Here is a 26,899-nt window from a genome sequence, read left to right as displayed (position 1 = left end):
CCAGAACGGCGAAAGACCCAATTCCACCTGGCAGATCTTTGGAAAAATCGCCTTGATATGACAGCTTGCACCCCCTTTGGGCTGGCGCGGGCGAAGGGCTTTGAACAGCTATCAAGCCTGTTCAGCTCCCCAGTGCGGCGATGGATCTTTTGAGTGATGATTTTGACAGAGAACCTGTGAAAACGGGCCAGCACCAGCATGTGAGTTGGCTTTCTCCTTTTTAGAATTTGAACCGTTGAGGGCAGTGGCATGTGTGAATTTTGTGGTGACCGGGAGCATCCGCTCTTTGTAGAGGATACGACTTCGACCTCTTCTGGCGCGACAAGTTCCGGGTCCAAGCCGGTTTATACAGTTGACCAAGTGGCCGACTATCTAAACCGGGGTTATTGGGAAGATACAGGTCGTGGACTGCGCTCCTTTGATGTCGAACCCGGCGGCCAGCTCACGGTCAATATCACTGGCTTGAATGCTCTGGGTCGGGAGACTGCGGTCAAGGCTCTGGAGGCTTGGACTGCGGTAACCGGCATTGAATTCGTCCAAAGCTCCAATGCCCAGATCACCTTTGATGACAACCAGTCCGGGGCCTATGCCAGCTCCATGGTGAGCGGTGAAACCATTGTCAGCTCCAGTATCAACGTGGCGACCTCCTGGTCGAACTATGGCACCTATTATCTGCAGACCTATATCCATGAAATCGGCCATGCATTGGGGCTAGGCCATACCGGGAATTACAACGGCAGCGCCAGCTATGGAGCCAATGCAGCCTTTGCCAACGACAGCTGGCAGATGTCGATCATGTCCTACTTCAGCCAGTCGGAAAACACCTATACCGATGCCTCCTATTTGCGCCTTGCCACGGCGCAGCTGGCGGATATTGCAGCGATCCAGCAGCTCTATGGCACACCAACCAATGTCGAAAGCGGTGACACCACCTATGGCGATGGGGACAGCACCGGACGTTTTGGCATGGATCTCACTGAAAACCTGGCTGTGGCCATTGTCGACAGTGGCGGTATTGATCTGATCAATCTGGCCTCGCGCAGCTACAATCAGCGGCTAGACCTTGGTGAAGAGACCTATTCGGATCTCAATGGATGGGTCGGAAATTTCTCGATCGGGCGTGACACGGTTATTGAAAACGCCATTACCGGTTCCGGCCAGGATACGATTTCGGGCAATGCAGCCGACAACCGCTTGGAAAGCGGCGCGGGCACCGATGAGATTGATGGCAAAGACGGCAATGATGTTTTGATTGGTGGGGAAGGCGCTGATCTGTTGACGGGGGGCAGCGGTGCAGACCGCTTTGTCTATGCGACGCTTGCAGATGCTGGCGACACGATCACCGATTTTGACCTTGCTGCCGGCGACAAGCTGGACATCACCGCCTTACTGGTGGCGATTGGCTATAGCGGGTCGACCGCTGCTGCGGATGGCGTGGTCTCGCTGGTGGCAGGAAGTGGTGGCTCTTGGCTGATGGTCAGCTACAACGGGATCGATACGCAGCTGGTGTTTCTGACCGGGGTCTCTGATCACGCGGATGTGGCCTCGATCATCGACAGCGGCGAGACGCCTCCGCCTCCGCCGCCGCCAGAGCCGGATTCTCCGGATACGACCTATACTTTTACCGACAGTTTTCAGACCAATTGGTATCCTGCGCTGGGGCAGATTGATGACACCGACGGTGGCATCGACACCCTGGATCTGAGCGCGGTGACGCTGAATACCACGATCCGGTTGGAAAATGGTGCCGTCAGCCGCATTGGTTCCAAAACACTGACCATTTCTGGGACCTCGGATATTGAAAATGTCAAATTTGGCACCGGGCGCAACACTGGCTACGGCAATGATCTGGACAACCAGATGGAGGGCAACTCCGGGATTGATAAACTCTATGGCGGCGCGGGGAGTGACACGCTGCTGGGAGGCGCTGGCAATGACTATCTGTATGGCGATGACGGAGATGACAGCCTCTCGGGGGGCGAAGGCGGTGACCGTCTGTATGGCGGCGATGGGGATGACGTCATTGACGGTGGCGAAGGGCGCAACAATATCGAGGGTGGCGCCGGCAATGATACGATTTCCGCGGGAGGCGGGGACGACCGCATCAAAGACGAGGTCGGCAGCAATGTGATTGATGCCGGGGATGGTCGCAATACCATCACCACAGGTGCAGGCCATGATGTGATTTCGGTGGGGGATGGGAAAAACACGATCAAATCCGGCGCAGGAAATGACCAAGTGACCACCGGTGCAGACAGTGATCGCATCGACACTGGTGACGGTAATGACACGGTCAATGCCGGGGATGGGACCAATTCGGTCAATGTCCGTGATGGCAACAACAACGTCACCACAGGCGCAGGCGCGGACCGGGTGACGGCAGGTGACGGCTCTAATGTCATTGCTGTGGGTGAGGGGAAGAACCAGGTTTCGCTTGGCAATGGCGACAATCAGGTAACCTCCGGATCGGGCGATGATCGCATTACCGCGCGCGATGGCTCCAATTTCGTCGATGCAGGCGGCGGTCGAAACCAGATCACGCTTGGCCATGGGAACAATACAGTCACTGCGGGTGCCGAGAGTGACCGCATCACAATACGTGACGGCAATCATCAGATTAACGCGGGTGAAGGGGATAATCAGATCCGCCTCGGCGCTGGCACTCATGTGGTGACCACAGGTGCGGGGAAGGACCGGATTGATGCCAAAGACGGCACTCACAATATCTCGGCTGGAGGCGGGGATAACCAAATCAGGGTTGGTGATGGGAATGCCACCATTTCCGCTGGCGATGGCCTGGACCGGGTCACCGGCGGGGAGGGATCCTTTGTGATCAGTGTCGGTGATGGCCGCAATCAGATCCGGGTAAAAGACGGTGATCAGAGGATCACCACGGGCAAAGACGATGACAGCATCACCGTAGGTTCTGGCAGCCACGTGATTGCAGCCGGTAGCGGCAAGAATTCCATTCGTATGGGCGATGGTGCCGCGACGGTGACCGCAGGTGATGGCGCCGACCGGATCACCGGTGGAACTGGCTCCTATGCCATTGATGCCGGTGACGGAAACAACCAAATAACAGTGCGCAATGGGGATCAGACCGTTTCAACCGGTTTAGGCAATGACCGCATTTCTGTCGGGCATGGGGATCACGTGATCTCTGCCGGAGAGGGGGACAACCAGATCCGGGTTGGAAATGGTTCGGTCGAGATCACAGCGGGATCGGGACGGGACCAGATCACCGCAGGTTCTGGCGGGGCGGTGATTGATGCGGGCGGCGGCAACAACCAGATCCGGGTTGGTGCAGGCAACCACACGGTGAACACCGGCGATGGCGACGACAGAATTTCGCTGGCCGCCGGCAATCACACGATCATTGCCGGGGCAGGTAAGAACCAGATCCGGACCGCAGATGGCAATCAGACCATCACCACAGGTGCTGGCGACGACAGTATTACCGCAGGCAAGGGCACCCATGCGATTAGTGCAGGTGATGGAAGAAATACAATCCGGGTTGGGGATGGCGATGCAACCATCACCGGTGGGGCCGGTGCGGATCTGATATCCGGTGGTATAGGTGCCTATACCGTTCATGTGGGCGAGGGTCACAACCAGGTTCGAGTAGGTGATGGGGGTCTCACCCTGACTGCCGGAGTGGGCGACGACAGAGTTACCGCAGGCAAGGGCACCCATGCGATTGATGCGGGGGATGGCAGAAACCAGATCCGCATTGCCGATGGCGCTGGTACTGTGACGACGGGTATTGGCGACGATCGTATCACTGTTGGCAAGGGAGCCTATATCATTTCCGCAACGGCTGGGAACAATCAGCTTCGTGCCGGTGTCGGTAACCACACAGTCACAACAGGGGCTGGAGATGACAATATCAACCTAGGCCATGGCAATCAGACTGTTACGGATACAGGTGGCAAGAATACAATCCGCCTTGGCAATGGGAACTCCACCATCACCAGTGGCGCCGGTGATGACAATATCTCTGCAGGCAATGGCAATCTGACAATTGCTACGGGAGATGGCAAAAACGCCGTCCGCGTCAGAGACGGGGATCATGTGATTACCACCGGTCTGGGCAATAACACTGTCCAACTGGGTCATGGCAGCCACTCAGTAACCTTTGGCAATGGCACAAACAACCTGCGGGCCGGCGATGGCAATGTCACCGTTAGTGCCGGTGCGGGAGATGACAGTCTGCGTCTTGGCAGCGGGGATCACCACATCGACCTGGGCAACGGCGAAAATTCGGCAACTCTGGGGGCCGGTGCCAGTACCGTGACGGCGGGAAGCGGCGATGACACCATCAAGATCTTGAATGGCAACGCCAGTATTTCTGCAGGGGAGGGCAACAACCAGATCGATACCGGCAAGGGGGATGACTTTGTCTTTGCCGGCAGTGGCAATGATGACATCGACACGGATGCCGGCAATGACACGATCCAGGCCGGAGACGGAGACAATACGGTCAAATCGGGCTTGGGCGCTGATAGCATTGTGACCGGGGCGGGCGCCGATACGGTTGATGGGGGAAAGGGCAACGACACGATTGATGCCGGTGCGGGCGACGACTCGGTGAAAGGTGGTGACGGGATCGATAGTCTGACAGGTGGTGAAGGCGCCGATAAACTGGATGGCGGGACCGGCGATGACATCATTGCGGGCGGAACGGGCGCAGATCATCTGATTGGCGGATCCGGTGATGACCTGCTCGACGGCGGCGCGGGCCTGGACCTGCTAGTTGGCGGCAGCGGTGCGGATGTCTTTGTTTTTGGGTCCTCCGACGACATTGGCGATACCATTGGCGATTTCTCTCGACGAGACGGTGATCTCTTGGACCTTGATGGCTTGATGGTCGAGTTGGGCGCCGACCTCGCAGCAGCTTTTGCCGCAGGGCATTTTGCGCTGGCAGAACCCGGTGTCGGCGAACGGGGGGTCTGGCTAACCTATGATGCGGATGGTGAGGGCGGTGCAGATGCGCTGGATATCGCGCTGCTGAGCAGATCAAGGCTCACCGATGAGATTGACTTGGACTGGTTTGCCTAAGCGCGCATCTGTCTGGCAGAGGCTTTGGCCAATCGCAGAGAGAGGGAAAATACTTGGGCGGCGCCACAGGGGGCCGCCCTTCCTGTGTTCGGCTCCCCCGGCAATCCAGATACCTCGGCAATATATCGAGTTTTTGCATGATTTTCCCAGGTGCAAGCAGAGCGCTGCGACCGCCTGCGATGTCATCGGCACTACACGGGAGCTAAGTCGCGGCAAAGATGTAGCCCCCCGGCGCAGTCCGGATCGCGCCTGCGGAGAGTTGGGACAGGGCGGGGCGGCCCAGCTTTGCCCTTGCTGAGCTTCGCTTGTCACTTGTGCAATTCTTGCTTAGCTTCGGAGCAAATTTGGTTGCTTTGAAATGATCCCTTTATGTTAGATTTTAGTCTGCTCCTGCTGGGGCTCCTTGGCGTCGTTTTTCTGTTAGGTGTTCCTTACCTGCTGGTGTCGCACAGCCGGTTGAAATCGCAGGTGCGCGATTTGGAAGCCCAAATACGCTCCCTTGAAAGCGCAGTGTTCACCGATGAGGCTGCGACAGCTTCACCAAAACGCGCGGTGCAACAGCCGCCAGAGGTCGCTGCGCCAAAGCAGGCCTCTGGCCCCTGGGGGCTTGCAGCGGGTGGAGACGCAGAAGCGGCGTCAACTGCGCAAGAGGCCCCGACCGCGGATGAAACATTGGCCGCGCGAGCTGACCTGGCAGAGGACGGACGCAGCCAGGCGAAAGAGGGGGGCGCGACGGGCAGGCCCCCGATCTCAGGCCTGGCAGCCCAGCCGACCGCTGCACAAGCGCAGCCCCCACGCGCCTATGTGTTGCGCGGTGATACTCTTGCTGCGCTGAGCCTCTGGCTGCGCGAGAATTGGGTGTTGGCCGCGGGATCTGTATCGCTGGCGCTGGCCGGGTTGTTCATGGTGCAATACGGTGTTGAAAACGGCCTGTTGACGCCATTTTGGCGTATCATAGCGGCGCTGGGCTTTGGCCTGGCCCTTATTGCGGGTGCCGAAACCATCCGCCGCCGTGTGGGCGACGCCACGGATGGGGCGGCGCAGTATCTGCCATCGGCCCTGGCCGGGGCAGGGCTGATCACGCTGTTTTCCGGGCTCTTGTCGGCGCGACTTATGTATCAGCTGATAGATCCGGGTCCCAGCTTTGCGGCGCTTTGTCTGGTGTCGCTGCTGGCCCTGGTGCTGGGCTGGTTTTATGGGGCCTTCCTCACAGCTTTGGGGCTGTTGGGCGCCAGTGCAGTTCCTTTTTTGGTGGGCGGGCAATCGCAGGATACTTGGATGCTGTATTACTATTTTGCCCTGGTTGCCGCCGTCGGGTTGGGCGTTGACACCGTCAAGCGCTGGGCCTGGATCTCTGGGCTCGCTCTGGCAGCGCCACTCACGGCCTGTCTGTTGCTCTATCTTTCGGGAGCAGGCGAGGTGCATTTCTTGACCTCGCTTTTGCTGATTGCCCTGGCGGCGGTGGTGCTGCCGCAGCGCCGTCTTTGGCCGGACCATGATGGCCCCGCTGTATTTTCGCTGTTCCAAATCCCACAGGGCAAGCGGAGCTATCCCGAGTTCCCCACCCGGATTTCTGCGACCGCCATCTGTGCGGTTGGTGCTGCTGGGGTCTTTGTGGCCTTGCACGCCGAGCAGGCGGCCACAGTTAGCTTTGCGCTTATGGCCTTGGTGGCGCTGTTCTTGGCCTGTCTGATCTGGATGCGGCAGGCCCCGGCCTTGTTTGATCACGCATTGGTGCCGGGCTGCGCGATCCTGGCGGTGGTCCTGATCGAAGGACTCAGCGCGGGCCCGCTGTTTCGCGCCTACCAGATCGCCGTCGACCGGCCGCCTGAAACCGCCGCGCCGCAGACGATCTGGGCACTGGTGGCGATTGGCCTTCTGGGCTCAGCCCTGGGCTATCTGCGCCAACGCTGGTGCTTGGCCGCGCGCCCGACAGAGGCGGGGCCTGCGCTGTTCTGGACCATTGGCGCGGCGAGCTTTGCGCCAATGATGTTGTTGATCCTGGAGTTCACCTGGAGCCCGGCCCAAGTGCATGGTGTTTACACCTGGGCGCTGGTGGTGCTGGCGACTGCGGCCTGCATGACCTTTTTGACTGAACGCTGCGCCCGTAACGCGCCCAGGGGCGCTGACAAAGATCTGCGGGTCGCGCTGTTTGCCATCTCGGCACTGACCTTGATTGCCTTTGCTCTGTTTCTGGTTCTGGCCCAGACGGCGCTGACCCTGGCTTTGGCGGTGATGGTGTTGTTGGTGGTCTTGATTGATCAGAAATATGACCTGCCCGCACTGGCGTTGTTTGTGCAGATTGGTGTGGCAGTGATTACCTATCGGCTGGTTTTGGACCCCGGTGTCGACTGGGCGCTGGACCGGGATTTCGCCGAGGGCAGCTGGCACTATAGCACCCCTTTGAGGCAGATCTTCCTTGGCTATCTCGGGAGCCTGGCTTTGCTGGGGCTGGGTTGGTTTGTGGCGCGCCAAAAACGCGACAAGACCCGGTTGGTGCTGGAAAGCGCCAGCGCCTTGATCGGTGCGGTGTTCCTGTCGGTGCTGATCCTGCGTCTGTTGCCCGAAGAGATGCGCTACAGCCATGCCGGCATGGGGCTGATGGCAACCGTCTGGACCGCCTCGCTTGTCAACCAACTCTATCGGATGACCCTAAGCGGCAGGCTCTCTACGGCGCTGCGAGGGCTGTTGGTTCTTGGCTACGGGCTGGCAGCTTTGGGCAGCATTGTCGGGCTGATGGTCTTTGCCAATCCGCTGCTCTCCAGTAGCGAAGCGGTAAAGGGTCCGATCCTCTTTGATAGTTTGGCGGCGGCCTATCTGCCCTTGGCAGTGGTTTTTGCCTGTGCTGCGCTCTGGCTGGGCCAGCTGCGGCGCTGGATCCGCATTGCAAGCATCGGTGCTGGTAGCCTGTTGGGGGCTTTCTATATCGCGCTGGAAATCCGTCGTTTCTGGCGCGGCGATGATCTGAGCCTGCCGGGGGTCATTGATGCCGAGCTCTATTCCTACACCCTGGCCTTGCTGATTGCCTCGGCTGCGGGTTTGATGCTGGCCTTCTGGCGCCGCTCGGATCTGTTGCGACGCCTCGCCATGGCAGGCGTTGTCCTGACAATTGCCAAGGTCTTCTTGGTGGATATGAGCGGATTGTCCGGGCTGACGCGGGTGTTTTCCTTCATGGGCCTGGGCTTGGCCCTGGTCGGGCTTGCTTGGCTCAACCGTATCATGAATGCCCAATGGGAAAAGGGGCGGATCCAGGACCCTTCCGAAGATCCCTGACGAGGAACAGCGTTGGGTACAAGAAAGGCCCGCCGCTTCGGCGGGCCTTTCTTGTACCACTTACATGGGGCCTCTGATTGCATGCTGCAGTGTGTTTGAACGAGGACGTCCTCGCGGATCACTGGTCGCCCCCCAGCAAAGCATCATGCCGGCCATCTTTGTGCTGGCGGTCCCTGCCCAGCGGGTCTCGAGATCCGATAGACTAACATTTCACGCGCCAGTGCACGTAGGTATCGAGCATGCCTGATGATCTACCGGCAAGGGATGTATTGGCGAATGCGCGGCTTAATCTGTGGGGTTCGAAATCCGAAGCCCTGAGATCTGTATCAGGGCCTCAGCAAAGGAGGCGAGATCAATGCCCTGTAAATTTTTGTCCATCACGGAAAGTTCCAGGGCGGGGCCAGTCACTGGCGGCTCCTGCTGAACCTGCCAGATCAGCTGGCCGACGAGCCAATCTTGGGTTCGGTTTTGTTCCCTATAGCGAATGGTCAAAGCCGGGGCAGGCGGCTCGAGCGCATCGGCCGGATCGACAATCACGAGGGATTGGTCGGGCAGCTTTTGCTGTAGCGCCTCTGCCAATGCTGAGCAGATCTGCGGGTGCGTTTGAACATCACACTGTAAAACAACGCTTGGCACGGTTTTGCTGAGCACGGGCGTCACCACAATAATTGCAAGGGCAGCAGTCAAGCTTCGAAGGACAGGGCTGAATCGATACACTGGGCTTACTCAGAGTTGCACTGCACCAGTCTTCGCGAATTCTGTGCTCAAATGTCAAATAGTTTAAGGGGGAGAATGGGGCAGCCTAGTATTGAACTCCTCTGCCGCCGCAGGTCCGAAAGGGGACTGCCATTCAATGCCGAAATGTATGCAGCTCATTATTCTGTTTTGAAAATCCTCCCCCCTCCCAACGGACGGCGGCCCTAGTCGACCTGCATGGGGGAGGAGAGAGTCTGGTTTGAGAGCCGCGGCTAGGGAGTGGCTGTCAGGGTCTCAAAGCGCAGTCCCAGAGCAGTGCGTGGTGCAAAACCCTTCCAATGGGTGTGGTCTGGCAATTCCTTTCCTGCATCATCCTTGGAGATGACACCATCAGCTGCATTTGGTTCCAGCTCCAGATAGGAGGTATTCTGGGTTTCTCCCTTGAGATGCAGTCCCATAAAGGCGGCGGCAAAATGCTGGGTGATATTGTTCATCCGGTTGGTGTCCCAAACCGCATCCGCGTAGTGCTCAAAGGGAATGAAGTCGAGATTGTCGACCGGCTCCCAGCTCTCGATCGGGGCGGGCATCGGTGCGGCTGCATTGTGGTTGGCGGCTTCAAAAGTCAACAGGTGGCGGGTGGTATTGACGGCGCCCTCAAAGATCTTGCGCATTGCCGGATAGATCGAGACATCATCAGCGCTACCGGCCATCATCATCAGCGGTTTGTTGATCCCGGCCAGGCCAGTTGCATCCCAGAAGCCGGTGTTCATCCCCCAGGGGCCAATGGCAATCACCGCTTTGACCCGGGCGTCATTCAGGGCGGCATGGCTATCAGATCCGGCCTGGTGTCGGGCCAACAGCCCCGCAGGGGTGCCCCAGCTATATTGGGTCGAAGCCTCGGTTACCCCGGCTCCGGCAAAGATCAAAGCGCCGTAACCGCCCATGGAATAGCCGATCACCCCTGTCTGCTCGGCGTTGACAATTGCTCCCAAAGGACCATCCAGCGCCTCCATTTGATCAATGACAAAACGCTGATCAATCGGTCGGTTCAGCAGAGTTGAGCCAAAGGCGGCCTGATCAGAATAGGTGCTGTCGCGATGGTCAATCGAGACGGTGACATAGCCCTTGGTCGCCAGATTTTCACCGAGATGGGACATCAGATAACGGTTGCCAGGGTAGCCATGGGAAATCACCACCAGCGGAAAGCGTGTGCCGTTGGCAGGAGCTGCGTCACGGGCGGCCCGGCCATGCAGAGTCACCTCTGTTTTGCCATCGCGCAGCATGGCGCGGTAGCTGCCGCCGGGTTCGGTTCCTGTGGCGGCCGGATACCAGACCTCTACTGTGAGGGCGCGATCATAGAGCGGCTGCGCCTCGGTGCTGGTGTTAAGGATGTCATTCTGGCCCGGATTGATGAACTCTAGCGTCTGCACCCCGATGGGATAGGGGCCAAAGGCAGCAAGCTCGGGCGCGTCCGGCCGGATGCGATCGATGCGGTTCTCAGCAGAACTTGCCAGAGGCAGCGCTGCTGCGGTCAGGGCAAGCCCCAGGCCGGCGGCATAGGTTTTCTTTGACATGTCTCTCTCCCAATTTTTCCAACTGAATGCCGCAGGATTGCAGCGGGCCTGTGTTCAGGGATGGCGCCAGCCTTAAGGGGGCAATGTAACAATGCGGTTCAGCCCAGGCTCAATCTGGCAGTAAGAGAGGCTGGGCCGAATAGAATTCCCTTAATCTCCCTCGACAGGAGCTATACCGAGAGGCGACGACGGTGTTTGGTTAGGCCCAATGGCCTGAACCTTTGAATGGTCTTGGTCGTTGCTCTCAAAGATCGCGCTCCCCCTTGCCACAGATGATCAACGGGCAGGGGGCTGGGTCAAGCCTCTCCCAAGGGCGGGAGGCTATAACGCAGCGTTCTTTTTAAGGTTGCGCATCCTGGCCGCAAGCCCGCCAAAAGCTGCCTTGGCTCATCGGGGTGGAGCCAACATTGCCACCCCATCAGACTGGGCTGTTGCCACCGGGTTCAACCAGGATCCGGCCGACTAGCAAAAGACAGGTCAATTCTCGACAAAATAGGCCAGCGAAAAAGCCACAGTGTCTGCGGCAGAGAAGAGTAAAAGATCTCCGATAGATGTTCCGCGCAGATTGCCCTGTTTTTGGATGTTCGTTAGTGTCCATTATTGGCAATTATGAACATACCAATTCTGCGAGACCTCAAATGACACAGACGCCGTGGTTGGGCTTTTCCATTGATCGTGCCGCCGACACGCCCGTGTTCGAGCAAATCTGCGCCGCCATTCGTTTGCGGGCTGCGTCCGGGCAGCTTGCCCTTGGCCGTAAACTGCCGCCGACCCGTGTCTTTGCCACCGAACTGGGGGTGTCGCGCTCGACCATCGTTACCGCCTACGAACAATTGGTGGCCGAGGGCTATCTCAGCAGCCAGCAGGGCTCGGGCTATCGGCTCTGCGCCTCGGGCGAGGTAGAGCTGACTTCTCAGCCCACACCGCAACGGACCAAAGCTCGCAAAGGAGCTGCCGAACCAACCACGCAGACAAGACAGAGCCGCGGCGCTGCGAAGGGCACGGCTGAGGGGCAGGGCGTTACCCCCTTTCGCGCCGGCACCCCGGACATGCGGCTGTTTCCCTATCGGCAATGGGCGAAGACCGTAGCCCGGATTTGCCGCTCTGACCCGCAGGCCATGTTCACCGGTGCGCGCGGATTTGGCTCGCTGGCCCTGCGGCAGTCCATCTGCGACCATGTAGCGGAATGGCGGGGCATCTCAGCTGAACCTGCGCAGGTCATTGTCACGGCCGGGGCCACGGATGCGCTGGAGCTATGTCTGCATGCCTTGGCCCAGAGGGGCGACAGTGTCGCACTGGAGAATCCCGGTTATAAGCCTTTGCAACATTTCATCACCGCTCAAGGGTTAATCCCGCACCATCTGCAGGTTGATGAAAACGGGGCCGTCCTGCCTGATGGATCGGCCAGCCCGCGCTTGGCGATTTTGACCCCGTCCCATCAGTTTCCGCTGGGCGGTGCCATGTCCCCGGCCAGACGCATGGAGTTTTTGCGCTGGGCCACCAAATCCGAGGCCTGGATTATTGAAGACGATTACGACAGCGAGTTTCGCTATGCAGGACGCCCAATCCCAGCCATGGCGGGGTTTGACCATCTGCAGCGCACGCTCTACGTGGGCAGTTTCTCCAAGATCTTTTCAAACGCGCTGCGCCTTGGCTACCTGATCCTGCCAGAGCCGCTGACAGAGCATTTTACCGTTAGCATTTGCCGCTTTGCCCCCAGGGCCAGCAGCATGCCACAACAGCCGCTTGCGGAGTTTATCCAGAGCGGAGAGTTCTATCGGCACCTGCGCCGGGTGCGCAGGATCTATGCCGAACGCCGCCGGTTTCTATTGGAGCAGCTGGCCCAGGAGTTTGGTGCCTACGGCTATTGTGTGGACCATCAGGCCGGCATGCAGGTCGTTTTCCATCTGACCTGTGGGCTGCAAGACGCTGAGATCTGTAGCCGCGCCTCAGAACTGGGGCTTTCGGTTGAGGCACTTTCGGGATTTGTGCAGTCCCCTGATCTCACGGACGGGCTCTATAATGGTTTGGTCCTTGGGTTCTGCGGCTACAGCGAGGTCGAGCTGCGTCAGGGGCTTGGCCTTTTGGGGCGGGTTCTGGAGCAGATCCGCGCCTAAGTATTGCAGCGATTCTCCTTCCCTTAGGGCAACAAGGGGAAGTGAGGGTTAATTATACCCAAAGTTGCTTTCGAATTTTCCCACTTTCCTTTTGAGGCGAAAATTCGGTATTCCCTGTCGGTTTTCTGACGTTTTTCCCGGCAGGTTGAGGCGCGGACAGGTAGAAATAACTGAATATTAGGGGGCCATATCTAGCCTGGGGCAAGATTAGCGTTAAAGGACGATCCCCTATGCCCCAAGTGTTGTTCCGATTGCCAGTAAGAATTTATGCCCTAGCAGGGCTTGCGGTGGGACTCGCCGCGCTTTTGACCTTTGTCTTGTTGTCGCGCTCGGTAGAGAACGCCTATGAGATGCGGGAAAAGGAACTCAACAGTGTCGCTGACGTCATGATCAGTGCGCTTTCAGATCTGGACCAGCAAGTACAGGCCGGCACGCTCACCCTCGAAGAAGCCCAAGAGCAAGGTAAGATTCAAATCGAGATGCTGCGGTTTGGAACTGCAGGGTACTTCTTTGCTTTTGATGAAAACAATGTCATGCGCGCCCATGCCGTCGCCAAGAGCTTGATCGGCAATGTGCAGACTGACTTTGAGGACGTCAACGGTGTGCGCGTCTTTGAAGAATTCAACAAGGTCATCAAAGCTGCAGGGGCCGGTTCGGTCATCTATCATTTCAACAAGCCGGACTCGGACATTCAGCAGGCCAAGATGGGCTATGTCAAAGCCTTTGCGCCCTGGGGCTGGATCATCGGGACCGGTGCCTATGTCGAAGATATTGAGGCGGAGCTGTCCATCATGCGGATGACGGCTTTGGTCTCTCTGGTGATCAGCCTTGCGGTTCTTGCCATTGGGGCAACCGTGATCACCCGCAGCGTGACCAAACCTGTCAATGCGCTGAAGCACCGGATGCACACCATGGCAGATGGCGATACGGATACCGCGATCCCAGCCACCGGCAACAAAAGCGAAATCGGGGATATGGCCCGTACGCTGGACATTTTCCGTCAGTCTCTGAGCCGCCAAAAGGAGCTGGAAAGCGAGCAGAAGATACGTGAAAAAGAGCAGGCCGAAGTGGTGAAAACTCTGGGTAACAGCCTGTCGTCCCTGTCGCAGGGGGATCTGACTGTCAAAATCGGCAGCGAATTCCCCGCCGACTATGGCCAGTTGCGTCAGGACTTCAACCAGACAGTCGAAACCCTCAGCGGCACCATGTCCCGCATGGTCGAAGCCACCAACTCCATTCGCAATGGGGCGGCTGAAATCAGTCAGGCCTCGGATGATCTGTCGCATCGTACCGAAAGCCAGGCGGCCACGCTGGAAGAGACCGCAGCCGCCCTGGATGAGCTGACCGCAAGTGTAAAATCGGCTGCGGATGGTGCCCGAAGCGTTGAGGCCACTATGGAGGCCGCCAAACAGGAAGCCGAAGTCAGCGGCGAAGTGGTGCAGAGCGCGGTCTCGGCGATGACCGAAATCGAAGAGAGTTCGAACCATATCGGTCAAATTATCTCGGTGATTGATGATATCGCGTTCCAGACCAATCTGCTCGCTCTAAACGCTGGGGTGGAAGCGGCCCGTGCCGGTGAGGCTGGCAAAGGCTTTGCGGTTGTGGCCTCGGAAGTGCGCGCCTTGGCGCAGCGCTCCTCGGATGCTGCGATGGAGATCAAGACATTGATCGGCGACAGTTCTAAACAGGTTGCCCGTGGTGTGGACCTGGTTGGCAAGGCGGGCGAAGCTCTGGACAGTATCGTGGGTCAGGTGAGCCATATCTCCAAACTGGTTTCGGGCATTGCCGAAGGGGCTGTGGAGCAGTCGACTGGCCTGGGAGAAATCAACACCGGAGTGACGCAGTTGGACCAGGTGACCCAGCAAAACGCTGCCATGGTGGAACAGGCAACCGCTGCCGGACATCTGCTTAAAACTGACTCGTCCAAACTGGCCGAGCTGGTTGCGGTCTTCAGGGTTGACGGCAGCGCCCCGGCGCCCCAGATGCCAAGCAATGCCGTTTTTGCGACCCCTTCCGTGCCTTCGGCCCATGGGGATGACGATTGGGATCTTGAAGCGCCCGCCCCAGCTGCGGCGCCAGCTTCCGCCCCGGTCAGCGCCAGCACAGAGGGGAATGCCGCCAAGGATTTGTGGCAGGATTTCTAGACCCGGGCTTCATCTTTCTGAAAATTTTCCGGGGGAGTCTCCCTCTAGGGAAGGCGGGGGCAGCGCCCCCTCCGTGAGCCAAAAGAAGACCAAGAACGAAAAAAGCGCCCGGCAGACCTGCCGGGCGCTTTTTGTTTCCTTTTAGTCGCGAGACCTTAGCCGATAATGGCGTTCAAGGTCGCAGAGGGGCGCATCACTTTGGCTTTCAGCGCCACGCTTGGGCGGAAATAGCCGCCGATATCGGCAGCAGGACCCTGGGCCGCTGCCAGCTCGGCCAGGATGGCTTCTTCACCCTCGACCAGCGCTTTGGCGACAGGCGCGAACTCCGCCGCCAGATCGGCATCATCGGCTTGTGCTGCCAAGGCTTCGGCCCAGAAACGGGCAAACCAGTAGTGGCTGTCACGGTTGTCGGGCTCGCCCACCTTGCGCGAAGGCGATTTGTTCTGGTCCAGAATGCCTTGGGTTGCCACTTCGGCAGCCGCGCCCAGCACGCCAGCCTTGGCGTTGCCTTTGCTGTCGGCCAGGAAGTTCAGGCTTTCCCCCAGGGCGCAGAACTCACCCATTGAATCCCAGCGCAGGTGGTTTTGCTCAACCAGCTGCTGCACGTGTTTGGGTGCCGAGCCACCAGCACCAGTTTCAAACAAACCGCCGCCTTTCATCAGTTTCACGATCGACAACATCTTGGCCGAGGTGCCCAGCTCGAGGATCGGGAACAGATCGGTCAGATAGTCACGCAGCACGTTGCCGGTGATGGCGATGCTGTCCTGACCTGCGGTGATGGTCTTCAGCGATTGCGCGGTGGCTTCGCGTGGGGCCATGATCTGGAACAGATCGGCTTTGCCAGCCGCCTCCAGCGCGGGCTGAACATATTTGATCAGCTCGGCGTCATGGGCGCGGTTTGCGTCCAGCCAGAAGATTGCTTCCGAGCCGGTCAGACGCTGACGGTCCAAGGCCAGTTCGATCCAGTTCTCGATGGGAGCTTGTTTGGCGGTGCAAGAACGCCAGATGTCGCCTGCCTCTACCTCATGGCTGTGCAGGGTTTCACCATTGGCCAGAACCACGCGGATGGTGCCATCTGCAGGGGCTTCAAAGGTGGTCGGGTGGCTGCCGTATTCTTCGGCCTTCTGTGCCATCAGACCGACGTTGGCAACGGAACCCGCAGTGGTCACGTCCAGCGCGCCATTGGCTTTGAAGAAGTTGATGGTCTCATCATAGATGGTGGCATAGCAGCGATCAGGGATGACGCAGTTGGTGTCGCCCTTGTTGCCTGCTGCATCCCAGCCTTTGCCGCCGGCGCGGATCACGGCCGGCATCGAGGCGTCGATGATCACATCAGAAGGCACGTGCAGGTTGGTGATGCCCTTGTCACTGTCCACCATATACATGGCGGGACGCTCGGCGGTGACGGCCTCGATCGCTGCCATGATATCGGCATTGCCAGCCACGCGGTCCAGCAGATCGCCCATGCCGGAGTTTGCATTGACACCCAGCGCGTCCATCTCAGCGCCGAACTTGTCGAACACAGGGGCCAGCCAGGCTTTGACCGCATGGCCAAAGATGATCGGGTCGGAGACCTTCATCATGGTGGCCTTCATATGCAGCGAGAACATGGTGCCGTCGGATTTGGTGTCCTCGATAGCTTCGGCCAGGAAGGCACCCAGAGCTTTGGCGGACATGAAGGTTGCATCCGCAACGGTGCCAGCCTCCAAAGGCCAGCCGTCTTTCAGCACGGAAACCGAACCATCTTTGCCGACGAATTCGATCTTGGCATTGCCCGCCTGGGCCGGCGCGATAGTTGCGGAGACTTCATTGGCATAGAAGTCATTGCCGGGCATCGACGAGACTTTGGTCTTGCTGTCAGCCACCCAAGCGCCCATCGAGTGCGGGTTGTTCTGGGCGTAGTTCTTGACCGCACGGGCAGCACGGCGATCCGAGTTGCCTTCGCGCAGAACGGGGTTTACCGCAGAGCCTTTCAAACCGTCATACCGCGCACGGGCGTCTTTTTCCGCCTCCGTTGCGGGCTCTTCGGGATAGGACGGGATGTCATAGCCCTGGGCCTGCAGCTCTTCGATGGCGGCCACCAGCTGGGGCACCGAAGCCGAGATATTGGGCAGCTTGATGACATTGGCATCTGGGGTTTTGACCAGTTTGCCCAGTTCAGCGAGATCGTCTGTCTGGCGCTGGTCTTCGTTCAGCTTTTCAGGGAAGGCGGCAATGATGCGACCGGCCAGGGAAATATCCTTGGTTCCAACGCTGACATCGGCAGCAGCAGCGAACTTGCGGATGATCGGCAGAAAGGACGCCGAGGCCAGCTCGGGGGCTTCGTCTACGATGGTATACAGAATGTCGGGGTTTGATTTTTCTGTCATGTTTCTCAACCTTTCAGCGATAACGGAAGCTTTGGTGACTGTAATGTAGCTGCACTACATCTCATGTAAGAGACGGAACGGACCAGGCGCCGAGTTTAGAGTCCGGGCAGGGGCCATTTAGGCCCTCATGTAGAGCAGGAGCGCGGATGGTGCAATCATTAGGATGCGAATTTTGCTTCGGCAGATTGACGCGGTGACGCAAATTTATGCACTTGTGCGCGTCTTGTTGCTCCTTTTGGTGCCTGGCCCAATCCTTTTGCGCGGCATGACCTACCTCTTTTGCGTTGCGAAACTGCGCGAAGGGGTGCTCGCAATTTTAGGAAAATTTTAACTATCCTAGTTGGACAGGAGGCAGTGAGACCTCCGCTGCCAGGGAGTCATTTTATGACAGGGATCGCGCCAAAATCTAACCTTTTGATCTATGCTCCGGTGCCGCTGCATCTTTTTGAGGGGGCGCTCTATATTGAACGCCAGGCGGTAAACGGGCTGCATCTTTGGGCGCGCCATTTTGATCAGGTCACAGTGATGATGCCCGTCAGTGCGACAGCGCCAGCGGCGGGCTGGGTGCCATTGATCGAGCACCAGCAAGATTTGCTACGGGTTCACATTGAACCGCTGCCCATGGCCTACCGGCCGGATCAGTTTCTGCGGGCCTTGCCACAGACCCTAAAGCGGATCCGCGCGCTGATTTCCCAGGCCGATTATCTGAGCTTTGCAATTGGCGGGTTGTTTGGGGACTGGGGCGCGGTGTCCTGCCTTGCGGCGCATCAGATGCAGCGCCCCTATGCGGTCTGGACGGATCGAGTCGAATCCGAAGTCATGCGTCAGTCACAAGAACGCCCCCGCGACAAAGCGCTGGACCAGACAACCTGGCGCAGCCGTCTGCGGGGGAAGCTGTATCACCGTCCCATGGCCTGGCTGGAACAGGTGGTGATCGAACGGGCGGCGTTGGGGCTCTTCCACGGGGCCGAGACCTTTCAGGCCTATCATGGGATGTGTCGCAACCCACAGCTGGTGCATGACATCCACATTGCCGAAGAGGATCATATCAGTGACCAGGCTCTGGCGGACAAAGTCGCTGATGTTGGCGGCAATCGGCCTCTGCGGCTGATCTACACGGGCCGGGCCGAGGCGATGAAGGGGCCGATCGACTGGACCACGGTGCTAGAGCGGCTGAATGTGCTGGGCGTCGAGTTTGAGGCCAGCTGGCTGGGCGCAGGGGAGGCGCTGCCGCAGATGCAGGCGCGTATCAAACGGGCGGGATTGTCCGAGAAGGTCCATTTTGCCGGTTTTGTTGAGGATCACGCGGCGGTGCTGCACGCGTTGCGACAGGCCGATCTCTTCTTGTTTTGCCACAAGACGCCCGAGTCGCCGCGCTGTCTGATTGAGGCCCTGACCAGCGGGACGCCAATTCTGGGCTATGAGGGGGCCTTTGCGCGGGATCTGATTTCGGGTCAGGGCGGTGGGGTTCTGGTGCCACGTGGCGATACCGAGGCCCTGGCGCATGAGATTTCCGAGCTGAACGCAAACCGCAGCAGGCTGGCCAAAACCATCGTAAAGGCCCGTGCTGACGGGTTGCCCTTTAGCGACGCCCAGGTCTTTGCGCATCGCGCCGGGCTGATTGCGCGCCACTTGCCGGTTGGCCCATCGCAGCAAGGAAAGCGGTCTCAGCCCCTTTTGCGGCCCGGGTGGGATGCCGCTAGAAACTGAGTTGCGCAGCGGGGGCATTCGCCCCCGTCCGGCTTTGAGGTGGGATATTATTGGCGCCAGTTCAGCACGCGCCGCTCGATCAGTCCGATTGTAGCGCTTAGGGTAACCCCTAGCATGGACAGGATAGCAACCCCGGCAAACAGGCGTTCCAGATCATAGAGCGATCCGGCCTCCAGAATATAGGCGCCAATGCCGTATTCCGCCCCCAGCATCTCAGCGGCAACCAGCAGGATGATGGCAATTGCCAGGCTGATGCGCAGGCCCGACAGGATGCCGGGCATGGCACCAGGCAAAACAATTTTGCGCACAATCGAGATCCACGACAGGTTGAAACTCTGCCCCATACGGATCAGGCTGCGGTCAACATTGTCCACCGCGCCATAGGTGGCGACCACTGTTGGGGTAAAGGTGCCAAAGGCGATCAGGGCATATTTTGAACCCTCATCAATCCCGAACCAGATTACAAATAGCGGCAAGAGCGCGATTTTGGGGATTGGAAAAAGCGCTGCAGTCAGCGGTACTAGTCCGGCGCGCACATAGGAAAACAACCCGATCAAAACCCCGGTTGCCACGCCTAGGCTGGCGCCTATCAGAGCGCCCACAAACAACCGGGTCAGAGAGACGCTCAGATGCGCCCAGAGCAGTCCTGAAGCATAGAGTTCGCCAAAGGTTTTGAGCACATCACTGGGCAGCGGCAGGGTCAGTGGCGAGATCCAGCCCTGACGGGTGCCAAGCTCGGCCAGCGTCAACAGCAGGGCAAAGACCACAACACCGATCCAGCGATGGCTGGCCGGGGCAAAGCCACCTCCACGAAAGGTGACCTGACGGGCCTGGGGCTGGGGTGTATTGGCGGGCTTTGACGACAGGTCAGACATGAACCAGCTCCGCATCTGCAGCCCGCGCTTCTTCGCGCATCAAGTGCCATAGGTATTTCTGTTTCTCTTCCAAGGCGCTGTCGCCATAGTGACGTTGGTCCAATGGGGTTTCCAGATGCACCACTTCGCGGATCTCTCCGGGGCGGCGCGACATCACTACGATGGAATGGCCCAGGCGGACGGCCTCGGCCAGATTGTGGGTGACATAGACCGCGGTAAAGGGGGTTCGGCTCCAGAGGCTGACCAGATCATCCATCAGCAATTCCCGGGTCTGACTGTCCAGCGCCGAAAGCGGCTCGTCCATCAGCATCACGGCGGGGTTCACCGCCAGAGCTCGGGCAATGGCCACTCGTTGCTTCATCCCTCCCGACAGCTGCTTTGGCAGGGCCTTGTGAAACTCGCTGAGTTTGGTGCGGGTCAGAACATCGGCAATGATCGCCTCGGCGCGTGGTCCGCGAATGCCCTGGTCCTCCAGCACCAATGAGATATTGCCCCGCACCGAGCGCCAGGGCAGCAGGGCAAAATCCTGAAAGATATAGGTGAGCGGATTCAGACAATCCGCAGGCGGGCTGCCGATTTGTAGCACCTCACCCCGGGTTGGTTTCTCCAGCCCGCCGATAAAGCGCAGCAGGGTGGATTTTCCGCAGCCCGAGGGGCCGACAATGCAGACAATCTTGCCCGAAGGAATGTCTAGAGAGATGTCGCGGAGCACCTCAAAATCATCATAGGAATGGCTGACACCGGAAAGGCGAATATCCATGCAGCTGGGCTCCGAAACTGTAAGAGTAGAATGTGATGTCCGGGGCGAGACTAGCGCCCGCCCCGGGTAAAGGATGCCCCCGTCGGTGGCGGGGCGTTAACCCAGTGTCTGCACGTAGCTTGGGTCGATCACGGTTTCCAGGCTGATGCTCTGATCGACCAGACCTTCAGCCTGGAACCAGCTCAGCTGATCCTGCAGCGAGGCGGTGTTCATCGCCGCGCCCTCATTCAGACGCATGGTGCCATTGATGATGGATTTGGCCGCCTTCTCGCGTGGGCGATCCGCATAGACATATTTGTGGATCAGATCGACCAGCTCCTGAACGCCTTCATCCCCCTGGGCCTTGTCGATCATGGTGCTGTTATAATCGCTCACGCCTTTGGAGTAGCCTGCCAGGAAATCACGGGTCATCTGCTGTTCGTCACTGGCATTCTTGGCTGAGGTAAAGACCGTGGTGACCTGATAGTCAGCCAGATAGTCCGAGACATTGCCGATGATATGTACCTTGCCCGATCCGGCCAGGGGTTTGGCGAGATGCGGTACGATGGACCAGGCGTCGATCTGGCCGGACTTCAGCGCACCGATGATGGCGCCGACCTTTTGCAGGGGCTTGAACTTCAGCTCGATTCCTTCGGCCTCCGCCATCTTGGAGCCCATGTAGTGGAAAGATGAGCCCGCAGAGGTGATGCCGTAGCTCTTTCCTCCCAGCAGTGCCGGGGTGGTCACACCAGCCTGATAGGCCGCGTCTGACACCAGGAATTTCTGCCCGTCGATGCCTTTTTCTTCGGACAGGGCGCCACCGATCACCTTGACCGCGCCTTTGTCGGCCAGGGAAACCAACCCGCCAGACATGGCGGTGACGGCATAGTCCACATCGCCCGAGGCAATGGCCACGGCCATCGGGGTGGCGGCCTGGAAGAATTTGAATTCTACATCCATGCCCGCTTCGGCAAAGTAACCGCGCTCAAAGCCGATGAAGCTGCCGGAGTGGCTGGTGAAACGCAGCGCACCCACAGTGATTTTGCGGTTTGAGGCCAGGGCTGGGCTCGCCAGTCCGGCAGCGGTAGCGCTGCCGCCCAATAGGGCCAAGGCCTTGCGGCGGGTAAATGTGGTCATGATCGTTCCTCCCTGGTGATTAATCTGGCCTGATCCTTATGTTTCAGGCTTTCAATTCCGTTGTTATCAATCGCGCCAGCCCGGCGAGCGCCGCATCAGTGTTGCGGTCCAAAACCGCCGTGAGCAGGGCCTGATGTTGCTGGGCGCGGTCTTGAAAATCCAGCCTCCCTTCGCGCAGCAGCGCCAGCCGGAACCGGCGGGACTGGTCGTAGAATTTCTGCTGCGTGTCCAGTAATCGCGGCGAGCCAGAGGCCTCACATAGACTATAGGAGAAGGCGCGGCAGGCATTGTCCCACTCGAGTGCCGCCAGATCGCTGAGATCATTCTGCACAGTGGTTTCGCAATGGCGCATGGCATGATGCGCGGCCAGAACTCGGCCCTCCCAAGCGACATCGCCCAACGTGAGTGCTTTTTCCAATGCCATCTTTTCGACCTGTAGACGCATGAACAGGATATCCTGCAGGTCCGCCTCAGTCGCAGAGGTGACGCGGAAGCCGCGCTGGGCGGTGGCCGCTACCAGACCCTCGGCGCTGAGCAGGCGCAGGGTTTCGCGCATGGAGTGATTGGAACCGCCATAGCGTTGACGCAGAGCGTTCAGTTTCAGCTTTTCATCGGGTTTGAGCAGGCCAAAGGAAATATCGCGGCGCAAAACAGAAGCGAGCATGGCCACGACTGTTTCATCCTCATTTTGCTTTGAACCAAAGAGCATTTGAACCCGATTTTTAAAAATGTTGGATATTTTTGACCCAAGAGGCACAGCGAGTCAATTGCATGTTTTCCTCTCTGCCTTTCTGCGGGCCTTTGGCCGCAGTCGCGTTGACCCCTGGCTTTGGCTCTGCCACTCATGGCGGGACTAGCCTGACACCAGCGGAGCCGAGATGACCCCCTTTCGCTTTCTTCACAGCTCGGATCTTCATCTGGGCAAACGCTTTGGCCAGATGCCGGAAGAGGTGAGGGCGGATTTGCAGCAGGCGCGCAGCCAGGTGATTGCGCGGCTGGCACAGGCCGCTCAGGAACACGGGGTCCAGCATCTGTTGATCGCGGGCGATATGTTTGACACTGAAACGCCTTCCGACCGGGTGCAACGCCAGGCGCTGACAGCGATGGGGGCGGCTGCCGAGCAGCAATGGTGGATCATTCCCGGCAATCACGACAGTGCCGCAGCAGAGACCCTTTGGAGCAATTTGGCGGGTCATGCGGCTGAAAATACCCATCTTTTGATGCATCCCGATCCGGTGGAAATGGCATCGGGCGTGCATCTGTTACCGGCGCCCTGCCGTCACCGATTTGCCGGGCAGGATCTGACGGCTTGGATGGATGGTTGCGCGACCCCGGCTGGAGACCTGCGCATTGGCTTGGCCCATGGCGGGGTGCTCGATTTTGGCAGCGATGAGGCCGGGGGCGAGGTAATCTCTCCCAATCGGGCCAGCGCGGCCGGGCTGGACTATCTGGCGCTGGGGGACTGGCACGGGACCTTTACGCTGAATGCGCGCAGCCGGTACAGCGGCACCCCCGAGGCCGATCGGTTCAAACATGCTGGGCGTGGCCAATGCCTGTTGGTCGAGCTGACCGCGCCGGGTCAGCCGCCAGAGGTCACGCCACTTGAAATCGGCGCCTATCATTGGCAGGAACAGGCTCTGCAGCTCACCCCGGCCAGCGATGCTGCCAGCGATTTGCTGGCGGTTTTGCCTGCGGATCGGGCGCAGTGGCATCAACATCTGATGCGGCTGCGGGCCGAGGGCTGGGTCACCGCGCCGCAACGCCTGGCGCTGGAAGAGGCGGTGGCGCGGGTGGCGCCAGAGTTCTGTCATTTCATTTTAGAGACTGCGGGGCTGCGCGGCGAATACCAGCTTTCAGATCTGGACCTCATCGCCACCAATGGCGCCCTGCGGGTTGCTGCCGAAGAACTGATGCAGGCCTGCGAAGATGATCGACAGGCTCAGAGCACGCGCGATATTGCCTCGGCGGCCCTGAACCGGTTGTTTGCCTATGCGCAGGACAGCGCAGGGGCCGCGGAGGGGCGCGCATGAAGATCTGCGCCATCCGTCTGGAAAACGTCCGCCGCTTTGCGGACCCGGTCGAAATCACCGGCATTGGTTCAGGGCTCAACGTCCTGGCCGCCCCAAATGAGCAGGGGAAATCCACGATATTTGACGCTCTGCACGCAGCTTTTTTCAAGGATGCTAAATCCTGGGACAAGGATATCCGCGCTTTGGCCCCCCGCGCCGGTGGCGAACCGCGCGTCGAGGTGGAGATCGAACTGGAGGGGCGGCCCTATCGCCTGGCCAAGCAGTTCCAGAAAGCCTCGGGCAAGGGAGAACTGCGGATTTGGCAGGGCGACAGTCTTTATTTGCAATCGGATGCGGCAGAGGCTTGGCTTCTATCCCTGATCAAATCCCCAAAGGCGGGCGGTCCGGCAGGGCTTCTTTGGGTGCGTCAGGGGTTGACCAACTTTGCCGATGCCAAAGAGACCCTGGCGGCGCGACAGGATTTGATGTCTTCGGTGGCGGGGGAGGTGGATAGCATCACAGGTGGCCAGCGTATGGATGCGATCCGGCGAGATGTGCGCCAATCCCTTGACCGCTTGGTGACCCTGCGTGGTGCCAAAAAAGGGGGTCCATTGGAACAGGCGATGACCGAGCTGGCGGAGCTGACGGCGCGCGAAGAGGAGCTTGCCGTCAAGGTGCGGGAGTTGCGTGGGCAGCTGGATCAGCGCCAGAATCTGCGACGGGCTCTGGCGGATCTGCAGGAACCCGAAGCCCAGCAGGCGCTGGAGCAGCGGCTACGCCAGACCCTGCAAGAGCTCCAGGCTGCTGAAACCTATCAGGAAAAGCTAAATGCGGCCGAGCAGGCCTTGCAAAACGCTACCTTGCTATTGGACAATCACGATGCGGCCCTGGCCGGGTTTCTGGCCCGGTGCACAGATCACCGCGAGGCAGCGCAGGCCCGAGATGAGGCCGCGGCGGGACTCGACCAGTGCGGCAAGGCACATCTGCCTGCCCAGGCCCAGTTGACGGCGGCGGAGCGGGGCCTGGCCGAGGCCAAATCTGCCACTCAGACGGCAGAGGCGCGGTTGGCTCAGCTGCAGCGGGCCGAGCGTCTGGTCCGGGCCGCTGGCCAGCGGAAGTCTTTGCAAAAGACCCTGCAACAGGCGCGCGACCACATGCAGCAGATCGCGGGATTAAAGGAGCAGGCAGAACAGGGGCCCGATAGGGCTGAGTTGGAACAGCTCGAGACCGCCCGCGAGGCACTGGCGCTGGCAAGTCAGGCGCAGCAGCTGAGCGCCTTTTCTTTGACGGTGCGTTATGAACCGGGCCGCGAGGGAGAATTGACCTTGGATGGCGTCCCCTTGGCGGGGGAGACGCGGGTTCCCTTGCCTCAGGGGGGCAGTCTTGTTGCGCCGGGCTTGGGGCGTATTGAACTAAGCCCCGGTGCCGGAGCGGGAAGCGCGCAGCTGGATCAGGCGCAGCAGGACCTGAACCTCGCGCTGGAAGTGGCGAAATGCTCCAGCGTTGATGAGGCGCGGCGACGCTATCAGTCCGGCCAGGAAGCGCGCATCCGTCGGGAAGAGGCGGAAACGCAGTTGCGGCAGCTGGCCCCCGAAGGCGTGCTGGCTTTGATGCAACGTCTTGATGCTTTGCCAGCCGAAGAAGCCGACCCCAAAGGTCTGCCCGTGGAGGATACCCTGGAACAGCTTGAAGCGGCGGTCTTTGCGCGGCGCGCTGAAATGGATCTGGCTGCGGCGGCAGTGGAGCAGGCGCGCGCAAACGAAGCGCACCATCGGCTGGAACTGGAAGGCGCCCGGGTCAGCCATCAGGCGGCTCTTCAGCGCCTGGAACGGGCCGAGGCTGCCCTGGCGGGTCAGGGGGATACCACCGAGAAGCAAACGGAATTTCAGCAGCGCCAAGAGGCGTTGCGCCAGGATCTGGCTGCGCACAAGGCCGGGTATCTCGCCCTGCAGCAGGAGGCTCCGGATCTTGACATGGCGCGGGCCAGGGCCGTGCGGGCCAAATCGGAACAGGCGGCAACCCGCGCCGCCATTCAGACCCATCAGCGTGATTTGGCGGTGCTGGACAGCCGGATTGCCACGACCGCTGGAATGGCCGTCGAGGAAGAGCTGGCGGAGGTGCGCGATCAGGTGATTGCTGCGCAAAAGCGTCTGACGGCTGTGGAGTTTGAAGTCTCGGTTCTGCAGCGGTTGGATCAGGCGCTGGAACAGGCGCGCAGTGCCGCTCAGGAGGCCTATATCGGCCCGGTCCTACAAGAGCTGCAACCGTTGCTACGGCTGCTTTGGCCAGAGGCCCGTCTGGGGTTGGATGCTGGTCAGGTGCTGCCGGATCAGCTGATGCGGGCCGGGCAGGAGGAGAGTTTTGACAGCCTGTCCGGTGGCACACAGGAACAGATCGCCCTGCTGGTGCGTCTGGCCTTTGCGCGGCTTTTGGCGCGGGGCGGGCAATCGGCGCCGATCATTCTGGATGATGCAATTGTCTATACGGATGATGCTCGCATTGAGAAGATTTTTGATGCCTTGACCCTGCAGGCTGATGAGATGCAGATCCTGGTCTTCACCTGTCGGCAAAAGAGCTTTCGGGCCCTTGGCGGAACCCAGCTCAGCATTCGTCCTATCGCAGCTGCGGGCTGATCTGGAAACGGCTCTACTCGTCGGCAGGTTATTGAAAATACGATCAGGTTCAGTCGCGGATCTCTTCCGGCATTACCCCCCAAAGTTTGCCCTTGGGCGCCCAGCCGCTATAGCCACCAACCGTGACTTCACACCAGGTGGGGGCGCATTCGCCCAGACGCGCCACAACGCCATACTCCAGGGCGGCCGTCACCGGTGACTGTTCGCTGGCCTGGGCGTGCAGGGTCAGCATATCTTCCTGGATCAGCACCGTTCGGGCCCCAGAGAGCAGTGCATAATGCACCCAGCCACCTGCGCCGTCCTGATCGCGCACCCGGCGCCAGTGGCCGAATTCCGCAGTAATCTCCAGCGGCATGCCCCGGCGTTTGAACACCCAATCGATGCGATGTGACAGCGATGGGCCACGGCGGACATTGCCCTCGGCGGCTTTCATCGAAACATAGCGGGGCAGGGGCAGATTGGTCACGGGGCCGCGCTCCGAGGCCGCAGCAAAGGAAGCCAAAGGGCCACAGCTCACCACCGCACAAAGCGCCAGCCGAGCGCCACGCTGTTGGAAGAATCTTTT

The 26,899-nt window shown here is 59.5% G+C and carries 16 protein-coding genes; 7 read left to right on the top strand and 9 right to left on the bottom strand.

The features are described 5' to 3' along the window. Window positions 1–249 precede the first annotated feature (249 nt). Together AN476_RS18010 and AN476_RS18005 are read left to right on the top strand one after the other, a co-directional pair. Window positions 250–5,058 (top strand): M10 family metallopeptidase C-terminal domain-containing protein, encoded by a 4,809-nt coding sequence (locus AN476_RS18010; protein WP_054463173.1) that lies wholly within the window; start codon window positions 250–252, stop codon window positions 5,056–5,058. A gap of 369 nt (window positions 5,059–5,427) precedes the next feature. Then, the gene (locus tag AN476_RS18005) at window positions 5,428–8,331 is read left to right on the top strand and encodes a DUF2339 domain-containing protein (RefSeq protein WP_054463172.1); all 2,904 of its coding nucleotides are present in this window, start codon (window positions 5,428–5,430) and stop codon (window positions 8,329–8,331) included. A gap of 285 nt (window positions 8,332–8,616) precedes the next feature. Here AN476_RS18005 and AN476_RS18000 read toward each other — a convergent pair whose 3' ends face one another. Continuing rightward, window positions 8,617–8,982 carry a hypothetical protein gene (locus AN476_RS18000; protein ID WP_157063800.1) on the bottom strand — a complete coding sequence of 122 codons (366 nt, stop codon included), beginning with the start codon at window positions 8,980–8,982 and terminating at the stop codon, window positions 8,617–8,619. 317 nt (window positions 8,983–9,299) lie between these two features. Next, window positions 9,300–10,601, bottom strand: coding sequence for an alpha/beta fold hydrolase (locus AN476_RS17995; protein ID WP_054463170.1), 1,302 nt, complete (start codon window positions 10,599–10,601; stop codon window positions 9,300–9,302). Between the two features lie 638 nt (window positions 10,602–11,239). Between AN476_RS17995 and AN476_RS17990 the strand changes: the two genes are divergently transcribed. Both AN476_RS17990 and AN476_RS17985 read left to right on the top strand, forming a co-directional pair. Beyond that, on the top strand, window positions 11,240–12,718 hold the full coding sequence (locus tag AN476_RS17990) for a PLP-dependent aminotransferase family protein (protein WP_054463169.1): 1,479 nt from the start codon (window positions 11,240–11,242) through the stop codon (window positions 12,716–12,718). Window positions 12,719–12,948: 230 nt separating this feature from the next. Continuing rightward, on the top strand, window positions 12,949–14,862 hold the full coding sequence (locus AN476_RS17985) for a methyl-accepting chemotaxis protein (RefSeq protein WP_054463168.1): 1,914 nt from the start codon (window positions 12,949–12,951) through the stop codon (window positions 14,860–14,862). A gap of 155 nt (window positions 14,863–15,017) precedes the next feature. Here AN476_RS17985 and AN476_RS17980 read toward each other — a convergent pair whose 3' ends face one another. Both AN476_RS17980 and AN476_RS23595 read right to left on the bottom strand, forming a co-directional pair. Next, complete coding sequence (locus tag AN476_RS17980; RefSeq protein ID WP_054463167.1) at window positions 15,018–17,231, bottom strand: NADP-dependent isocitrate dehydrogenase; 2,214 nt, start codon at window positions 17,229–17,231, stop codon at window positions 15,018–15,020. A gap of 336 nt (window positions 17,232–17,567) precedes the next feature. Next, complete coding sequence (locus tag AN476_RS23595; protein ID WP_371257369.1) at window positions 17,568–17,723, bottom strand: hypothetical protein; 156 nt, start codon at window positions 17,721–17,723, stop codon at window positions 17,568–17,570. On the opposite strand from AN476_RS23595, the gene AN476_RS17975 reads away from it, so the two are divergent. Beyond that, the gene (locus AN476_RS17975) at window positions 17,661–18,941 is read left to right on the top strand and encodes a glycosyltransferase (protein WP_371257368.1); all 1,281 of its coding nucleotides are present in this window, start codon (window positions 17,661–17,663) and stop codon (window positions 18,939–18,941) included. The two genes, AN476_RS23595 and AN476_RS17975, sit on opposite strands and share 63 nt — an antisense overlap. A gap of 47 nt (window positions 18,942–18,988) precedes the next feature. Here the strand turns inward: AN476_RS17975 and AN476_RS17970 are convergent, their stop codons facing one another. The 4 genes from AN476_RS17970 to AN476_RS17955 all read right to left on the bottom strand — a co-directional run bounded on the left by AN476_RS17970 (window position 18,989) and on the right by AN476_RS17955 (window position 22,356). Beyond that, window positions 18,989–19,816 (bottom strand): ABC transporter permease, encoded by an 828-nt coding sequence (locus AN476_RS17970; protein ID WP_157063799.1) that lies wholly within the window; start codon window positions 19,814–19,816, stop codon window positions 18,989–18,991. Continuing rightward, on the bottom strand, window positions 19,809–20,576 hold the full coding sequence (locus AN476_RS17965; RefSeq protein ID WP_054463164.1) for an ABC transporter ATP-binding protein: 768 nt from the start codon (window positions 20,574–20,576) through the stop codon (window positions 19,809–19,811). Before AN476_RS17965 ends, AN476_RS17970 begins: the two co-directional genes overlap by 8 nt. A gap of 96 nt (window positions 20,577–20,672) precedes the next feature. Further along, on the bottom strand, window positions 20,673–21,692 hold the full coding sequence (locus AN476_RS17960) for an ABC transporter substrate-binding protein (RefSeq protein ID WP_054463163.1): 1,020 nt from the start codon (window positions 21,690–21,692) through the stop codon (window positions 20,673–20,675). Between the two features lie 43 nt (window positions 21,693–21,735). Further along, entirely contained in the window at window positions 21,736–22,356 is a 621-nt protein-coding gene (locus tag AN476_RS17955; RefSeq protein ID WP_371257367.1) for an FCD domain-containing protein, read from the bottom strand. Window positions 22,357–22,570: 214 nt separating this feature from the next. Here AN476_RS17955 and AN476_RS17950 point away from each other — a divergent pair, with 214 nt between their 5' ends. Then, window positions 22,571–23,722 (top strand): DNA repair exonuclease, encoded by a 1,152-nt coding sequence (locus AN476_RS17950; RefSeq protein ID WP_054463161.1) that lies wholly within the window; start codon window positions 22,571–22,573, stop codon window positions 23,720–23,722. Next, entirely contained in the window at window positions 23,719–26,334 is a 2,616-nt protein-coding gene (locus tag AN476_RS17945) for an AAA family ATPase (protein ID WP_054463160.1), read from the top strand. Before AN476_RS17950 ends, AN476_RS17945 begins: the two co-directional genes overlap by 4 nt. Window positions 26,335–26,383: 49 nt before the next feature. Here the strand turns inward: AN476_RS17945 and AN476_RS17940 are convergent, their stop codons facing one another. Next, window positions 26,384–26,851 (bottom strand): SH3 domain-containing protein, encoded by a 468-nt coding sequence (locus AN476_RS17940; protein WP_253279931.1) that lies wholly within the window; start codon window positions 26,849–26,851, stop codon window positions 26,384–26,386. Between the last annotated feature and the right edge of the window lie 48 nt (window positions 26,852–26,899).

Origin of the sequence: Phaeobacter sp. 11ANDIMAR09 (assembly GCF_001294455.1) — a bacterium.
GTDB lineage: Bacteria > Pseudomonadota > Alphaproteobacteria > Rhodobacterales > Rhodobacteraceae > Pseudophaeobacter.
The sequence above is the reverse complement of the archived record's forward strand: the minus strand, read 5'-3'. Positions and strand labels throughout refer to the sequence as shown.

Excerpts from the sequence above, each read along its gene's own strand:
- AN476_RS17980 (WP_054463167.1), bottom strand. The coding sequence starts at position 17,231 with ATGACAGAAAAATCAAACCCCGACATTCTGTATACCATCGTAGACGAA.
- AN476_RS17945 (WP_054463160.1), top strand. The coding sequence starts at position 23,719 with ATGAAGATCTGCGCCATCCGTCTGGAAAACGTCCGCCGCTTTGCGGAC.
- AN476_RS18005 (WP_054463172.1), top strand. The coding sequence starts at position 5,428 with ATGTTAGATTTTAGTCTGCTCCTGCTGGGGCTCCTTGGCGTCGTTTTT.
- AN476_RS17970 (WP_157063799.1), bottom strand. The coding sequence starts at position 19,816 with ATGTCTGACCTGTCGTCAAAGCCCGCCAATACACCCCAGCCCCAGGCC.
- AN476_RS17985 (WP_054463168.1), top strand. The coding sequence starts at position 12,949 with ATGCCCCAAGTGTTGTTCCGATTGCCAGTAAGAATTTATGCCCTAGCA.
- AN476_RS17960 (WP_054463163.1), bottom strand. The coding sequence starts at position 21,692 with ATGACCACATTTACCCGCCGCAAGGCCTTGGCCCTATTGGGCGGCAGC.
- AN476_RS17990 (WP_054463169.1), top strand. The coding sequence starts at position 11,240 with ATGACACAGACGCCGTGGTTGGGCTTTTCCATTGATCGTGCCGCCGAC.
- AN476_RS18010 (WP_054463173.1), top strand. The coding sequence starts at position 250 with ATGTGTGAATTTTGTGGTGACCGGGAGCATCCGCTCTTTGTAGAGGAT.
- AN476_RS23595 (WP_371257369.1), bottom strand. The coding sequence starts at position 17,723 with ATGCAGCCCGTTTACCGCCTGGCGTTCAATATAGAGCGCCCCCTCAAA.
- AN476_RS17955 (WP_371257367.1), bottom strand. The coding sequence starts at position 22,356 with ATGCTCGCTTCTGTTTTGCGCCGCGATATTTCCTTTGGCCTGCTCAAA.
- AN476_RS17995 (WP_054463170.1), bottom strand. The coding sequence starts at position 10,601 with ATGTCAAAGAAAACCTATGCCGCCGGCCTGGGGCTTGCCCTGACCGCA.
- AN476_RS17950 (WP_054463161.1), top strand. The coding sequence starts at position 22,571 with ATGACCCCCTTTCGCTTTCTTCACAGCTCGGATCTTCATCTGGGCAAA.
- AN476_RS17965 (WP_054463164.1), bottom strand. The coding sequence starts at position 20,576 with ATGGATATTCGCCTTTCCGGTGTCAGCCATTCCTATGATGATTTTGAG.